We start from the raw sequence: 14098 nt of genomic DNA, 5'->3' as shown, positions 1-14098 counted from the left end.
CGAACGAAAGGTTTGCCCCGATGAGCGCGTTCAGTCCGGCCGGCACGCTGACCGCCGAGGACCTGGGCCACATTCACCTGATCGGGGTGGGCGGGGTCGGGATGAGCGGGCTGGCCCGGCTCTTCCTCACCCGGGGTCTGCCGGTCTCCGGCAGCGAGCTGCGGGAGTGGCCGTCCCTGGCCGGCCTGCGGGCGCTCGGCGGGACCATCCACATGACGCACGAGCCGACGAATCTCGACGGCGTGGACACGGTGGTCTACTCCTCGGCCATCCCCGCCGAGCATCTGGAGATGGTCGAGGCGCGTCGGCGCGGCCTGCGGGTGCTGCACCGCTCGGAGGCCCTGGCCGCCGCGATGACCGGTCGCCGCACGCTTGCCGTGGCCGGTACGCACGGCAAGACCACCACCACCTCCATGGTCACCATGGTGCTTCAGCAGGCCGGGACGGATCCGTCCTTCGTGATCGGTGGGGAGATCTCCGAGGTCGGCTCGGGGGCGCACCACGGCACCGGCGAGTACTTCGTGGTCGAGGCGGACGAGAGCGACCGCTCCTTCCTCATCTACCGCCCGTTCGTCTCGATCATCACGAACATCGAGGCCGATCACCTGAACACCTACGGTGACCTGGCCAACCTGGAGGCCACCTTCGCCGAGTTCGCCCGGCTCACCGACCCGGCGGGCTTCATCATCACCTGTGCCGACGACGCGGGCGGTCGGCGGTTGGCGGCCACGCTGCGGGCCGAGGGTCGCCGCGTCTACACCTACGGCGAGGCCGACGACGCCGACCTGCGGCTCAGCGAGATGGCCTCGTCGGCGCGCGGGGTGCGCTACCTCGCCCACATCGACGGCCGGTCGCTCGGCGAGTTCCGGCTGCCGGTGCCGGGGCGGCACATGGGACTCAACAGCGCCTCGGCGGTGCTGGCCGCGTACCTGCTGGAGCTGCCGCGCGAGGCGGCCGAGGCGGCGTTGGCGGCCTTCCCCGGCGTGCGCCGCCGGTTCGAGCGCAAGGGGGTCGCCGACGGGGTGCTGGTGTACGACGAGTACGCCTACCACCCGACCTCGATGACCCTGGCCCTGCGGACGTTGCGCGAGGTGGCCGGCGACGGCCGGCTGATCGTGGTCTTCCAGCCCTACCGGCTCTACCGCACCCGGGACCTTCAGGCCGAACTCGCCGAGGCGCTCGGCCTCGCCGACGAGCTGGTGCTGCTGGAGGTCTTCGGGCCGGGCGAGCAACGCGCGCCGGGGGAGGGGTCGGCGGCGCTGGTCGAGGCGGTGGCGCTGCCGGCGGAGCGGAAGGTCTTCGTCGACTCGTGGGCGGACGTGCCGGTCGAGGTGGCCCGCCGGGCCCGACCCGGCGACGTCGTGGTGACCATGGGCGCCCCGCCGATCTCGCTCATGGGTGACGAGTTGCTGACCGCGCTGGCCGCGCGTACCGCCGACCCGCAGGCCCCGGTCGGCACCGTGGCCGGCGGTCTGGCCGGCGGGTCGACAAGCATCGGCGGTACGGTCCCCGGCGCCGTCGGGGTCGACGGCGCGGCGCCTGTGGCGGAATGAGTCCCGGTCCGGCCCGTGGGCGTGGCAGCGGCGCCGACGGCGGCGTGGGGCGGCGCTCCACCCGCAGGTGGCAGCTGGTCCGCGCCGATCGGGACGCGGTGCCCGCCTCCACCCGACGGTTCATGGCGCGGGCCCGGCGGCGCCGGATGCGCGCGGCGCTGCCCTGGGCGGTGGCCGGCGGGGTGCTGGCCCTGGCCGGGCTGGTGGCCTGGACGCTGCTCGGCACCGGCCTGTTCGGGGTACGCGAGGTCCGGGTGGAGGGCGCCGAGCTGGTCTCCGCGGTGCAGGTGCGTACCGCGGCGGGGGTGCCCGACGGCGCGCCGCTGGCCCGGGTCGACCTGGCCGAGCTGGCCGACCGGATCGGCACCCTGCCCGAGGTGGAACGGGCGACGGTGACCCGGGACTGGCCGGATGCCCTGGTGGTCCGGCTCACCGAGCGGACCGGCGTGGCGACCGTGCCGCGGGCCGAACAGTTCGTCGTGCTTGACGCCACCGGGGTGGCGTTCCGGACGTTGCCGCAGCGGCCGGAGGGGCTGCCGCTGATCCGGTTGGCCGAGCCCGGTCCGGACGACCCGGCCACCCGGGCCGGGCTGGAGGTGCTCGCCGCGCTCACCCCCCAGCTGCGGGGTGAGCTGGTGGAGGTTACCGTCGAGAGCCTGGCCCGGATCAGTGTCCAGCTGCGCGGCGACCGTACGGTGTTCTGGGGTGACGCGACCCGGGGCGCGGACAAGGCCCGGGTGGCCACCTCGCTGCTCGACCAGGACGCGGCCCGGATCGACGTCAGCGCGCCGGACGTGGTCACCTTCCGGTGAGTGGCGGGTCAGTGGGGGTGCCGGCTGTGAGGCGTGGCGCTCCCCCGGCGACACGCCGAGCAGGTCCTTGGCTCAGCGCTTTGGTGCGCTTACGTTGCCCGGAAGAGGATCAGTGGTTGACATAACTCTAACCCTCTAGTAGAGGGTGAGGGTTTGCCTCTGGACCCTGCTGGTGACAGCTGCGTCGACCGCCGGTCCGGCCACGCCGGAACCGGGCGGGGAGTAGCCAATCTCGAAGGGAAAGGACCGGAGATGACACCTCCGCACAACTACCTGGCGGTCATCAAGGTCGTCGGCATCGGGGGCGGCGGCGTCAACGCCGTCAACCGGATGATCGAGGTTGGGCTCAAGGGCGTCGAGTTCATCGCGATCAACACGGACGCGCAGGCGTTGCTGATGAGCGACGCCGACGTCAAGCTGGACGTCGGCCGGGAGCTGACCCGGGGGCTCGGCGCCGGCGCCAACCCGGACGTCGGCAAGAACGCCGCCGAGGACCACCGCGACGAGATCGAGGAGGTGCTCAAGGGCGCCGACATGGTCTTCGTGACCTGCGGCGAGGGTGGCGGCACCGGCACCGGCGGGGCACCCGTGGTGGCGAACATCGCCCGCAAGCTGGGTGCGTTGACCATCGGCGTGGTGACCCGGCCGTTCTCCTTCGAGGGCAAGCGCCGCCAGGTGCAGGCCGAGGCCGGCATCGACGAGCTGCGCAACCAGTGCGACACGCTGATCGTCATTCCCAACGACCGGCTGCTGGCGCTCGGCGATCGCAACATCAGCATGATGGACGCGTTCCGCACCGCCGACCAGGTGCTGCTCTCCGGTGTGCAGGGCATCACCGACCTGATCACCACGCCGGGTCTGATCAACCTGGACTTCGCCGACGTCAAGAGCGTGATGAGCGGCGCGGGCAGTGCGTTGATGGGCATCGGCAGCGCGCGGGGGGAGAACCGTGCGGTGGAGGCGGCGGAGGCTGCCATCTCCAGCCCGCTGCTGGAGCAGAGCATGGACGGTGCCCGGGGCGTGCTGCTCTCCATCGCGGGCGGCTCCGACCTGGGTCTGTTCGAGATCAACGACGCCGCCCAGCTGGTCACCGACGCGGCTCACCCGGACGCGAACATCATCTTCGGTGCGGTCATCGACGACGCCCTCGGCGACGAGGTGCGGGTCACCGTGATCGCGGCTGGCTTCGACGGCGGTACGCCGGCGTACAAGGCCGCCGAGCCGGCCCGCAAGACCAACCAGAACCAGCCCGCACAGCCGAACCCGCCGGTCGTGCCGTCGCCCACCCCGCCGGTCACGCCGCAGTCGCCGCGTCGGGTGCTCTTCGACGACGTCGACGTGCCCGACTTCCTCAAGAACGGGTCCTGAACACCACCCATGACCGACAGCTCTGCTCTGGTGCGCCCCGACCGGCGAGCCGAACTCGCCGCCGGACTGGCGCGCGTACGCACCCGGATCGCCGACGCCTGTGCCGCCGCCGGTCGGGACCGCACCGAGGTGACCATGATCGCGGTGACCAAGACCTATCCGGCCGCCGACGTGGTCGCGCTGGCCGGGCTGGGCGTGACCGACGTGGGGGAGAACCGCGACCAGGAGGCGGCCCCGAAGGCCGAGCAGGTCGCCGCGGCCGGGGTCACCCCGCGCTGGCACTTCGTCGGCCGGCTGCAACGCAACAAGGTGAAGTCGGTGGTCCGGTACGCCGACGTGGTCCAGTCCGTCGACCGGGTCCGGCTGGTGTCCGCCCTGGACGCGGTCGCGACGGCCGCCCGGGAGCGACCGTTGGAGGTGCTGGTCCAGGTGAGCATCGACGCCGACCCGGCCCGGGGCGGGTCGGTGCCGGACTCCGCCGACCCGGACGTCGGCCTCGGTCCGGTCATCGACGCGGTGGCCGCCGCACCGGGGCTACGGCTGGCCGGGCTGATGGCCGTGGCGCCGCTGGGTTGGGAGCCGGCCCGGGCGTTCGCCCGGCTGGCCGCCCTCGCCGAGGCGCTGCGGGCGGACCATCCGCAGGCCAGCACCGTATCGGCGGGCATGAGCGGCGACCTCGAGGTGGCGATCGCGCACGGCGCGACACATGTCCGCGTCGGCAGCGCGTTGCTCGGAATGCGTCCCACGCTGCGGTAGCCTGGCCGCCAGAGAAGCAAATTACATCAGTGTTGTTTGTAGGAACGGTCTTCCTGACGACCAGGGGGGCGTGACGTGCAACGCGAATTGCGCGTCGGGGGATTGCCGTTCCGGTCCGGTGGGCAACAGATGGTCCACTCGCGACAGGCGGCACGGTGGGGGTGTGTCGCCGCATGGCGGACGGGAAGGGCGCGGGGATGGGTGCACTGCGCAAGGCGGGGGTCTGGCTCGGGCTTGTCGAAGAGGACGACGAGCGGGCCTACGACGACGGTGGCTACGACAAGGGTGGCTACCGCGAGTCGCGCTACCGGCAGAGCCGGTACGCCGAGGAGTTCACCGACGACGAGGAGGAGGCGGAGGAGCCGCCCGCACCACGTTCCCGGTTGGCCGACCGGGGCCGGCTCAGCGAGCGGTCCGGTGGCCGCCTGGGCGAGTCCGAGCGGCTGGAGTCCGAGCGCCCGGAGCGGGTGGAGCGCTCGGAACGGGCCGAGCGCGCCAGCGTCCGGTCGATCACCCGGTCGAGCGGGGACTCGGCCGGCGGGTTGACCTACCACACCCGGGACAACCTCGCCCTGGCTCCGCAGGCGCAGCCGCGCGAGCGTACGGTGGTGCACGAGGAGGAGCAGCGCTACCAGATCACCACGCTGCACCCGACCACGTACCGGGAGGCCCGCACCATCGGCGAGCACTTCCGGGACGGGGTGCCCGTGATCATCAACCTCACCGAGATGGACGAGGCCGATGCCCGCCGACTGGTGGACTTCGCCGCCGGGCTGGCGTTCGGACTGCGCGGTACGATCGAGCGCGTGACCAACCGGGTTTTCCTGCTCTCGCCGGCCAATGTCCAGGTCACCGCGGAGGACAAGGCCAAGATCGCTGAGGGCGGGTTCTTCAGCCTGAGTTGACCCGCCCGACCCGAGGGACGTCGCCTGCCGTGTTGTCGATCTTGCTTCAGGTCCTCTACCTGATCACTTACGTCTTCCTGATCGTTCTGCTGGCCCGGTTCGTGCTCAGCGCGGTCCTCCAGTACGGGCGGCGCTGGCAGCCCGGTCGCGGGGCATCGGCGGGACTGGAATCCGTGTGGAGCGTCACTGATCCCCCGCTCTGGGCGTTGAGGCGTGTGATCCCTCCGCTGCGAATTGGTACCGTGAGCATCGACCTGGCCTCCCTTGTGCTCCTGGTTATCCTGTTCGTGCTGATGAGGTTTGTGTTAGAGCCGGCGATCATCAGGACCGCCTGATGACCGACGCGCTATCGCGGCCGCAACTGACCCGAGGAGTTTCGATGCCGCTGACCCCGGCCGACGTCCACAACGTCGCCTTCAAGAAGCCGCCGATCGGCAAACGGGGCTACGACGAGGAGGAGGTCGACGCCTTCCTGGACGAGGTCGAGCGCGAACTCGCCCGTCTGATCGAGGAGAACAACGAACTGCGCGCTCAGGTGGAGCGCGGCGGTCGGGGTGCTGCCCCTGCCGGCCCCGGCGGCGACGCCCGACTGGCGGCCGAGCTGAACGACCTCAAGGCGCAGCTCGACCGGACCCAGCGCGACAAGGCCGCCGCCGAGCAGGCCGCCCGCGCCATGCAGGCCGAGCTGGAGCAGGTGCGGACCGCCGGCGGTGCCGTGGTGCCGGGTGGTGACGGCGAGCAGCAGGCGCTGCGGGTGCTGATGATGGCCCAGCGGACGGCGGACGACCACGTCTCCGACGCCCGTCGCGAGGCCGACCAGCTCCTCTCCGAGGCCCGGTCCAAGGCCGAGGAGGTCACCCGCGAGGCCCGGGCCAAGGCCGACGCGCTCGAGCGGGACGCTCGGCAGCGGCACCAGGAGGCCATGGGTGGCCTGGACGCCAAGCGCACGGCGCTGTCGAAGCACATCGAGGAGCTCAAGCAGTTCGAGCGGGAGTACCGCACCCGGCTGAAGGCCTACCTGGAGAGCCAGCTGCGCGACCTCGACGGTCGTGGCCAGGGCCTGGAGGCCGAGATGACCCGGGGTGAGGGTGGCCGTTCCGGCGGCAACGGGCTCGCCGCTGCCGGCCTTGCCGGGTCGTTCGGCGGGGGCCGTTCCGGTGCGCTGGAGTCCGGTCGCTGAACCACCGGGTCGGTGACCGTCGCCGATGCGGCGACCACCCACCCTGCTTCATCGGTACGACCCGGCGGGGGTGAGTCGTGATAGTCGTCAGTCTCGCGCTCATCCTCGTCGCGGTGGTGCTGCTGGTGTTCGGCCTGGCCGGCGGGTCCAGCCCGCTGCTTGTCGTCTCGATCGGGGCCAGCCTGCTGGCCGCCGTCGCACTGGTCGCCGGTGCCCGCCAGGCAGCCGCCGGCCGGGCCTCGGCCGTCCGGGAGACGACCGATCGCGAGCCGGGTATCCCGACGCAGCACCTTCCGCCGACAGTGCACACCGGCGATCCCGGGTGGCGGCAACCACCCGGGCCGCCGGTGCCGGACCTGCCGGAGTCGGCCGCCGACGCCGCCGGTTACGAGGACGAACCGGCCGCCCAGGAGATCACTGCGGCCGAGGTCGCCCAGTTGGCGCTCCGCTCCGACGAGGTACGGGTGGTGGACGGTCGGCCGCGCTACCACCTCGCCGAGTGCCCGCACCTGATCGGGCGGGAGCACGAGCCGTTGCCGGTCGCCGAGGCGGTGGAACTCGGCTTCACCCCGTGCGCGCACTGCGCGCCGGGCACCACGCTGCTCTCCGGTTCCGGCCGGCGCTGATCGGGCGCTCGTGGACGAGCCGTTCACCGTTGCCGTCCGGGTGAAACCCGGGGTGTCGCGGGCCCGGGTGGGCGGCCGGTACGACGGCCCGCACGGGGCCGCGCTGGTGATCGCGGTAAACGCACCTGCGGTTGACGGCCGGGCCACCGAGGCGGCCCGGCGGGCGCTGGCCGGCGCGCTCGGTGTGCGCCGGGCGGCGGTGTCGCTGCGCTCCGGCGCGGCCAGTCGCGACAAGCTCTTTCAGGTCGACGCCGGACCAGAGGTGGCCGGACGGCTGAGCCGGCTGCTCGACGGCACCGATCCGATCGGTTGACGGCGGGCCACCGGCGAAGTTCCAGCCCCGTCGGCCGGCGCGTCCGTCGGCCGGTTCCAGCCCCGTCGGCCGGCGCGTCCGTCGGTCGGGTTCCACCCGGCGAGCTTGCGAAGTACGTCCGGATCAGTCGGTTCGATCTGCTAGCGTCCACTTTGCCCCGCTGCGGCAGTAGTTGGGGCGGATCCGGTGCGGCACGTTGTCGGACGCGTGTACGTTCCGTATCCTTGCCAACCTCCGGAGTGCGCGGCCAGTTCGCCGCGCGCCCGTTTTGTACCTGGGGCGGCCGATGCTGGCGGCCCCTGTCCAGGCGCCGCGGGACACCGCGGCTCCGTGGCCGAGGGAGCGACGATGGCCAAGCCAGCCGAGACCAGGACCGCAGGCCGCAAGGCGGCGGCGAAGTCCACCCGCAGCGCCGCGGAGACCGAGAAGATCCGAGCCGCCCTGGCGGCCCGGCATGACGAGTTGCGTGCCGAGTACGATCAGACGCTGAGCGAGATCACCGAGCTACAGCGCGACCGGCTGACCGACTCGGCCGGGGACGACCAGGCCGACACCGGCACCAAGACGTTCGAGCGGGAGCAGGAGATCTCCCTCGCCAACAGCATCCTGGAACGGATCACGCAGGTCGAGCGCGCGTTGGAGCGCCTCGACGAGGGTGGTTACGGCTGGTGCGAGCGGTGCGGCAACCCCATCCCGGTGGAGCGGCTGGCCGCTTTCCCGTCGGCCACCCTCTGCGTGACCTGCAAGCAGCTGGAGGAGCGGCGCTGACGGCGTGCTCCCCGGCACCCGTGCGCGGCGGTACGACCGTACCGGCGCGATCGTCGATGGGGAGCGAATGAGCGCAGCACCGCCCGCCGGATCCGGCACCGCCGAGTCGGGCACCGACCCGAGGGCTCGGCGCAAGCCGGTCACGATCCTGCTCAGCCTCGCGGTGTTCGCGCTGGCGGTCGACCTGCTCACCAAGCACCTGGCGCTGGCCGAGCTGAGCGACCGCGAGCCGGTGCGGTTGCTCGGCGGTGCGGTCTACCTCTCGCTTACCCGCAACAGTGGTGCCGCGTGGAGCCTGGGCTCGGACTACACCTTCGTGTTCCCGGTGATCGCGTTCGGCGTGCTGGGCTGGATCGCCTGGATGGCGCGGACGCTGCGGTCGGTGCCGTGGGCGATCTCGCTGGGGTTGGTGGTCGGCGGCGTGACCGGCAACCTGCTCGACCGGATCTTCCGGGCCCCGGGCTGGTTCGTCGGGCACGTGGTCGACATGATCAGCGTCTTCGACCCGTACGGTCGGGTCTTTCCGATCTTCAACGTCGCGGACAGCGCCCTGGTCTGCGGCGTCGTGCTGGCGGTCGTGCTGGAGTTCACCGGCCGCCAGCGCGACGGCAGCCGGCTCGTCTCCGACAAGAAGCTCGTCGCCGACGAGAAGGAGACGGGCGCCGACGCCGGCCCGGCTACGGACGGCGGGGCCGAGGAGAACGTCGACGGCGGCCGGCGGGAGCGGGCATGACCGCGACCTTCGCCGCCGGTGGCGACCACCGCAGTTTGCCGGTGCCCGACGGCCTCGACGGAATGCGACTCGATCAGGCCGTGGCCCGGCTGTTCGGCCTCTCCCGCACGGCCGCCGCCGCCCTGGTCGACGCCGGTGAGGCGCTTGTCGACGGGGCGGTACGACCCAACTCGCACAAGGTCCGGGCGGGTGCCTGGCTGGAGGTGACCCTGCCCCCGCCGGCTGCGGCGCCGGTGGTGGTGCCGCAGGCGGTGCCCGGCCTGCGGGTGGTCTACGCCGATGACGACATCGTGGTGGTCGACAAGCCGGTAGGTGTCGCCGCCCATCCCAGTCCCGGCTGGACCGGCCCGACCGTGATCGGCGGGCTGGCCGCGATCGGGCACACAATCGCCACCAGCGGTGCCGCCGAGCGGCAGGGGGTGGTGCACCGGCTCGACGTGGGCACCACCGGGGTCATGGTGGTGGCCAAGAGCGAGCAGGCGTACAGCGTGCTCAAGCGGGCCTTCAAGTACCGCGAGGTGGAGAAGCGGTACCACGCGGTGGTGCAGGGGCACCTGGATCCGCTGCGCGGCACCATCGACGCCCCGATCGACCGGCACCCGCACCACGACTACCGCTGGGCGGTGGTCTCCGGCGGCAAGCCGAGCATCACGCACTACGACACCATCGAGGCGTTCCCGTCCGCGAGCCTTGTCGACGTGCAACTGGAGACCGGCCGTACGCACCAGATCAGGGTGCATTTCTCCACCCTGCGGCACCCCTGCGTGGGTGACCTGACGTACGGTGCCGACCCCACGCTCGCCGCCCGGCTCAAACTGGATCGGCAATGGTTGCACGCCAGAGAGTTGAGTTTTCAGCACCCCCGTACGGGGGACGAGGTCCGCTTCGTCAGCGACTACCCTGACGATCTGGGGCGTGCGCTGAACCTCCTGCGCGACTGACGCGCCCCGATCCGATCCGGAGGAGGGGCTGCCGTGCGCGCCGGTGATCTGCTTCGGCAGTTGGACCAGCTGCTGTTGCCCCGCCTCGCCGCCGCGCTGACTCGGCTCGGCCAGTCTCCGGTGCGTGGCACGCTGCTCGGCTGGGTGGCGGTCTTCTCCTGCGGCTCGGTGCTCTTCACCGCCGTCTTCGCCACCGGCCGCCCGCCGGTGCCGGACCGGACGGTCGGTGACGTGACCCGGGTGGGGGTCGCCGACGGCGACTCGATCTCCAGTTACGAGCGCGCGGCAGCGCGTGACCTGGCGGCCCTGGACAGCGCGGCGGGTCCGGGCGACGGCACCTACGCCCTGGTCTCGCTTACCGAGTACCGCACCCCGCAGTCGCTCGCCGCGGTGGTCGGCGACCTGCCGGTGGCGGCCGTCGTCGGGCGGGTGCCGCTGCCGGAACGGCAGACCGAGATCGTCCGCATCCCCGCCCAGCGGCTGCCCGAGGACGTGCTGGTCGGGATGGCGGAACTGGCCGAGCGCAAGGACCAGGAGGCCGCCGACTACCGGTCCCGGGCCACCGCGGTGGGTGGCGGCGGTCCGCGGGAGCGCGAGCTGCGTCAGCTGTACGAGAGCGGGGCGCGGATCGCGGTACAGGAGGCCGCCGCCTACCGCGCCGGGTGTGCCTGCGTCTACGCGCTTGTGGTGCGGGGCACCACGACGAAGCTGCGCGGGGTGGCGACCCGGCCCGGCGTACGGGTGGTCGACCCGGCGCCGGAGGTGCGGCGGTGGGATCGCGCGGTGTTCACCCCGCCGCTGCCCGAGCAGCGGGACGTGGTCCGGCCGCCGATCGATCGTGATCTCATACCGATTCCGTCACCGAGCGTCAGCCCGGACGTGCCGTCGCCGGATCCGGTGCCGCAGGAGCGTACGCCGAGCGCACCCGGGGAGCGCAGCTCGGCCGAGCCCGAAGTGACGGATTCGTCACCATCACCGGCCGCATCTGCACCCGCACCCTCGCCAGCAGCGCGGGAGGTGCCGTCCACCTCGGCAGACACCGTCGTGGCGAGCGAGCCGAACCCGACACCGTGACAGATCCGGGCAGATCCGTGTCCGTCCCGGTGTGGCCTGAATAGGGTTTCGTTCGTAGCCTGTCAGACGAAAACCGTAGCGCTGGGGAGGCGAGCCGTGGAGGGCAGCGAGACCGGTTGGGGACGCCCCGCCGAACCGGCACCGCGCTGGCGGGCGCTGCTCGACCGAGCCCGCTTCGGCGGACGCGGCCCGGAGCAGGCAACGACCGAACGGCACGCCGAGGAGACCGGACCGTCGGCACCGCCGCCGGTCGAGCCGCTGCCCCGACGCGGGGCGGGGACCGGTTACTCGGGACGGGTGGCGCCGGTGGGCCCGCCCGCCGACCGGCCGTACGGCCGGGAGCCCGGCTATCGGCCCGAGCCGAGCTACCGGGTCGAGCCGGTCCGTCCGGCCCAGACGTACGGCGGACCGCCGCCAACCTATCCGGTTGAACCGACCTATCCGGCGGAACCCGCCTACCCGGCAGAGCCGACCTATCCGGCCGAACCGGCGTACCCGAGCAAACCGTCCTACCCGGCCGAGCCGGCCTATCCGGTGCTGCCGGAGCAGCGCAGACCGGAGCCGGTGGAGTCCCGGTACACCCTGCTGGACAACGGCTACCGGCACGCGGCGCCGCCGGTGGAGTCCCGGTACGCCCTGCTGGACAATGGCGGGTACCAGCCACCGGCACCGCCGACGCCACCCGCATCGCCGACGCCACCCGCATCGCCTGCGCCACCGGCACCGGCGACCGTGGCGGGCCGCCCGGGGCGTATCGAGTGGCGGGCGCAGAGCGTCGAGAGTGACCTCGAACGGGCCGCCGCCGTACTCCGCCGGGAACTGGGCACTCCACGGGTGCTCGCCTTCGCCAACCCCAAGGGCGGCGTGCACAAGACCACGGCCACCGTGCTGGCCGCGGCCACCGTCGGCAGCGTACGCGGTCGTGGTGTGCTGGCCTGGGACGACAACGAGTTGCGCGGCACCCTCGGGCTGCGTGCCGGCAGCGCCCGGCACGCCCGTACGATCCGGCACCTGGTCGCCGATCTCGTCCAGATCGAGATCCGGGAGGGTCCCGAGCTGCTGGAGATTCTCGACGACTACCTGCGGCACGCCTCCGACGGCTCGTACGACGTGCTGGCCGGCGAGGAAAGTCCCCGGTTCGCCCAGCGGCTGGACCAGTTCACCGTCAAGCGGGTGCTGGAACTGCTCCGGCGGACCCACGACGTGATCTGTGTGGACACCGGCAACAACGTGGAGAGCCCGAACTGGCGCACCGTCATGCAGGCCGCCGACCAGTTGGTGGTCACCACCGTGCCACGCGAGGACGCCGCGTTCAGCGCGGACTGGATGCTCGACCTGCTGCACGAGGAGGGGATGGGCGAGCTGGCCGACAACGCGGTCACCCTGATCTCCTGCCCGACCCCGGGTCGCCTGCCGATCCAGGCCGACCTGGAGCGGCACTTCGCCACCCGGACCCGGGCGGTGACCGTGGTGCCGTACGACCCGGCGTTGGAGACCGGCTCCTCGATCGAATACCACCAGCTCCAGGCCGAGACCCGGCAGGCGTGGTTGCGGGCGGCGTCGGCCATGCTGGAGCCGTTCGCGAGCTGAGCCGGCGACCCCGGGCCGAACGAGGTGGCGACGCTGGGCCGAACGAGGTGGCGACACCGTGCACGGCGCACGCCGACAACTGCGAGGATCATCGGGTGAGCCCGGACACCCCCGCCGCCGAACCACCCGTGCCGGCCCCGCCGGCCGACCCGCCACCGACCGCCGCGCCCGGCCGGTCCGCCCGCACAGTGGCGGTGACGCTGCTGGTCCTGGGCCTGTTGGGGGCCCCGCTCGGGCTGCTCTGGGCGGCGCTCGCCCCGGCCACTCCGGTCGTCAAGACCCCCAACGGCGCGGTGTACGGCCAGCCGCAGCCGGAGCAGCCGGTGGCCGCCGACGGCTGGTTCAGCTTGCTCGGCCTGGGTTTCGGGGTGCTCGCCGCGCTCGCCGTGTGGTTCGTGCTGAGCCGGCGTCGAGGGCCGGTCGGGCTGGTCACGGTGGTGGCCGGCAGCTTCGCCGCCGCGCTGCTGGCCTGGCAGGTCGGCCGCCGGATCGGGCTGGGCAGCTACCAGCGGATGCTGGAGACCGCGCCGGACGGCACCGCCTTCACCAAGCCGGCCGACCTGCGTGCCGGCGGGATCGAGTTGGTGCTCGGGGTGCTGCCGGTGCCGTACGGCAACCTGCTGCTGCCGGCGTTCGGCGCCGCGGCGATGTACACGCTGCTCGCCGGCTGGTCGCGGTGGCCCTCGCTGCGGCCGGAGCCGGAGCCCGGCGAACCCTGGCTCGGTGTCGAGGCGCCGGTCAGTTCGGGGCCGGCGGCGCCGTGGCCAGCTCCGCCAGCGGCACCGGAACCGCCCGCACCTGGCGCAGCAGAGCCGCCTCGCGGTTGAGCAGGTTCAACTCGGCGCGCAGCCGGGTCGTGGTGTCGTCGATGGCGAGCAGCCGCTGCCGGTCGGCCACGGTCAGCGCCGCCGTCGCCGCCACCAGGTGGGAGAGCACGGTCGGGTCCTCCGGCAGCTGCTCGGTCAACTGGCCGGACTCGTCGCGGATCAGGCCGAGGTACTGCCGGAAGACCGAGATCACCCGGGCGGCCAGCTGGCTGGCCGCCTCGTCCGGGCCGCTCGACTCGGGCAGCCACTGCACCTGCGCCGTCAGGTACGGCGCGGAGTGATGGTCGAGCTCCGCCACCCGGAACCGGCGCCGCCCCACCGTGACGATCTCGAAGCCACCGTCGGTCAACTCGGTGACCTTCCGCAGCTCCGCGGTGCAGCCCACCTCGTGCAGCGTCACCTCGGCACTGCCGGGGATGATCCGGCCGGAACCGGGCGCCACCTCCCAGCCGCTGCGGATCGCCACCACGCCGAACTCACGGGGCGTGCCCTCGGGCAGTTCGACCAGGTGCCGGACCAGGGCCCGGTAGCGCTCCTCGAAGATGTGCAGCGGCAGCACCAGGCCGGGAAAGAGCACTGTGGCGAGCGGGAACACCGGCAGCCGTGCGGTCACGTGATCGAGGGTAGCCGCACTCGCCGCGCCCGGCGTGTC

General features: G+C 72.6%; 16 protein-coding genes. 15 read left to right on the top strand and 1 reads right to left on the bottom strand.

What is annotated here, in order from left to right:
• The first annotated feature begins 20 nt into the window (after nucleotides 1–20).
• The 15 genes from murC to QQG74_RS23360 all read left to right on the top strand — a co-directional run bounded on the left by murC (nucleotide 21) and on the right by QQG74_RS23360 (nucleotide 13446).
• The gene (gene murC / locus QQG74_RS23430) at nucleotides 21–1553 is read left to right on the top strand and encodes a UDP-N-acetylmuramate--L-alanine ligase (protein ID WP_341716895.1); all 1533 of its coding nucleotides are present in this window, start codon (nucleotides 21–23) and stop codon (nucleotides 1551–1553) included.
• Nucleotides 1550–2365 (top strand): FtsQ-type POTRA domain-containing protein, encoded by an 816-nt coding sequence (locus tag QQG74_RS23425; protein ID WP_341716894.1) that lies wholly within the window; start codon nucleotides 1550–1552, stop codon nucleotides 2363–2365. Before murC ends, QQG74_RS23425 begins: the two co-directional genes overlap by 4 nt.
• Before the next feature lie 252 nt (nucleotides 2366–2617).
• On the top strand, nucleotides 2618–3733 hold the full coding sequence (gene ftsZ, locus QQG74_RS23420; RefSeq protein WP_341716893.1) for a cell division protein FtsZ: 1116 nt from the start codon (nucleotides 2618–2620) through the stop codon (nucleotides 3731–3733).
• A 9-nt stretch (nucleotides 3734–3742) separates the two neighbouring features.
• A complete protein-coding gene (locus QQG74_RS23415) occupies nucleotides 3743–4489 on the top strand; it encodes a YggS family pyridoxal phosphate-dependent enzyme (RefSeq protein WP_341716892.1) in 747 nt (248 codons plus the stop codon).
• Between the two features lie 197 nt (nucleotides 4490–4686).
• The gene (gene sepF / locus QQG74_RS23410) at nucleotides 4687–5394 is read left to right on the top strand and encodes a cell division protein SepF (protein ID WP_341721334.1); all 708 of its coding nucleotides are present in this window, start codon (nucleotides 4687–4689) and stop codon (nucleotides 5392–5394) included.
• Between the two features lie 29 nt (nucleotides 5395–5423).
• Complete coding sequence (locus QQG74_RS23405) at nucleotides 5424–5729, top strand: YggT family protein (RefSeq protein WP_111212523.1); 306 nt, start codon at nucleotides 5424–5426, stop codon at nucleotides 5727–5729.
• A gap of 44 nt (nucleotides 5730–5773) precedes the next feature.
• Complete coding sequence (locus QQG74_RS23400; RefSeq protein ID WP_341716891.1) at nucleotides 5774–6574, top strand: DivIVA domain-containing protein; 801 nt, start codon at nucleotides 5774–5776, stop codon at nucleotides 6572–6574.
• Nucleotides 6575–6651: 77 nt separating this feature from the next.
• Nucleotides 6652–7200 carry a hypothetical protein gene (locus QQG74_RS23395; protein ID WP_341716890.1) on the top strand — a complete coding sequence of 183 codons (549 nt, stop codon included), beginning with the start codon at nucleotides 6652–6654 and terminating at the stop codon, nucleotides 7198–7200.
• A gap of 10 nt (nucleotides 7201–7210) precedes the next feature.
• Nucleotides 7211–7513 carry a DUF167 domain-containing protein gene (locus QQG74_RS23390; protein WP_341716889.1) on the top strand — a complete coding sequence of 101 codons (303 nt, stop codon included), beginning with the start codon at nucleotides 7211–7213 and terminating at the stop codon, nucleotides 7511–7513.
• A gap of 348 nt (nucleotides 7514–7861) precedes the next feature.
• Nucleotides 7862–8281 (top strand): TraR/DksA C4-type zinc finger protein, encoded by a 420-nt coding sequence (locus tag QQG74_RS23385; protein WP_189043518.1) that lies wholly within the window; start codon nucleotides 7862–7864, stop codon nucleotides 8279–8281.
• Between the two features lie 67 nt (nucleotides 8282–8348).
• The gene (lspA, locus tag QQG74_RS23380) at nucleotides 8349–9014 is read left to right on the top strand and encodes a signal peptidase II (RefSeq protein WP_341716888.1); all 666 of its coding nucleotides are present in this window, start codon (nucleotides 8349–8351) and stop codon (nucleotides 9012–9014) included.
• On the top strand, nucleotides 9011–9955 hold the full coding sequence (locus QQG74_RS23375; RefSeq protein WP_341716887.1) for an RluA family pseudouridine synthase: 945 nt from the start codon (nucleotides 9011–9013) through the stop codon (nucleotides 9953–9955). The genes lspA and QQG74_RS23375 overlap by 4 nt, the downstream gene beginning before the upstream one ends.
• 33 nt (nucleotides 9956–9988) lie before the next feature.
• Nucleotides 9989–11029, top strand: a complete 1041-nt coding sequence (locus QQG74_RS23370) for a hypothetical protein (protein WP_341716886.1) — start codon at nucleotides 9989–9991, stop codon at nucleotides 11027–11029.
• Nucleotides 11030–11125: 96 nt separating this feature from the next.
• Complete coding sequence (locus QQG74_RS23365) at nucleotides 11126–12619, top strand: AAA family ATPase (RefSeq protein ID WP_341716885.1); 1494 nt, start codon at nucleotides 11126–11128, stop codon at nucleotides 12617–12619.
• Nucleotides 12620–12714: 95 nt separating this feature from the next.
• Nucleotides 12715–13446, top strand: coding sequence for a DUF2567 domain-containing protein (locus QQG74_RS23360; protein ID WP_341716884.1), 732 nt, complete (start codon nucleotides 12715–12717; stop codon nucleotides 13444–13446).
• Here QQG74_RS23360 and QQG74_RS23355 read toward each other — a convergent pair.
• A complete protein-coding gene (locus tag QQG74_RS23355; protein ID WP_341716883.1) occupies nucleotides 13358–14059 on the bottom strand; it encodes an LON peptidase substrate-binding domain-containing protein in 702 nt (233 codons plus the stop codon). The genes QQG74_RS23360 and QQG74_RS23355 overlap by 89 nt on opposite strands.
• Between the last annotated feature and the right edge of the window lie 39 nt (nucleotides 14060–14098).

This window comes from Micromonospora sp. FIMYZ51, assembly GCF_038246755.1.
Classification (GTDB): domain Bacteria; phylum Actinomycetota; class Actinomycetes; order Mycobacteriales; family Micromonosporaceae; genus Micromonospora.
This window is presented reverse-complemented; position numbering and strand designations above follow the sequence as displayed.

Bases quoted from the DNA above. Each gene is read 5' to 3' on its own strand.
- ftsZ (WP_341716893.1), top strand. From the start codon at position 2,618: ATGACACCTCCGCACAACTACCTGGCGGTCATCAAGGTCGTCGGCATC.
- QQG74_RS23425 (WP_341716894.1), top strand. From the start codon at position 1,550: ATGAGTCCCGGTCCGGCCCGTGGGCGTGGCAGCGGCGCCGACGGCGGC.
- lspA (WP_341716888.1), top strand. From the start codon at position 8,349: ATGAGCGCAGCACCGCCCGCCGGATCCGGCACCGCCGAGTCGGGCACC.
- QQG74_RS23375 (WP_341716887.1), top strand. From the start codon at position 9,011: ATGACCGCGACCTTCGCCGCCGGTGGCGACCACCGCAGTTTGCCGGTG.
- QQG74_RS23400 (WP_341716891.1), top strand. From the start codon at position 5,774: ATGCCGCTGACCCCGGCCGACGTCCACAACGTCGCCTTCAAGAAGCCG.
- murC (WP_341716895.1), top strand. From the start codon at position 21: ATGAGCGCGTTCAGTCCGGCCGGCACGCTGACCGCCGAGGACCTGGGC.
- QQG74_RS23415 (WP_341716892.1), top strand. From the start codon at position 3,743: ATGACCGACAGCTCTGCTCTGGTGCGCCCCGACCGGCGAGCCGAACTC.
- QQG74_RS23385 (WP_189043518.1), top strand. From the start codon at position 7,862: ATGGCCAAGCCAGCCGAGACCAGGACCGCAGGCCGCAAGGCGGCGGCG.
- sepF (WP_341721334.1), top strand. From the start codon at position 4,687: ATGGGTGCACTGCGCAAGGCGGGGGTCTGGCTCGGGCTTGTCGAAGAG.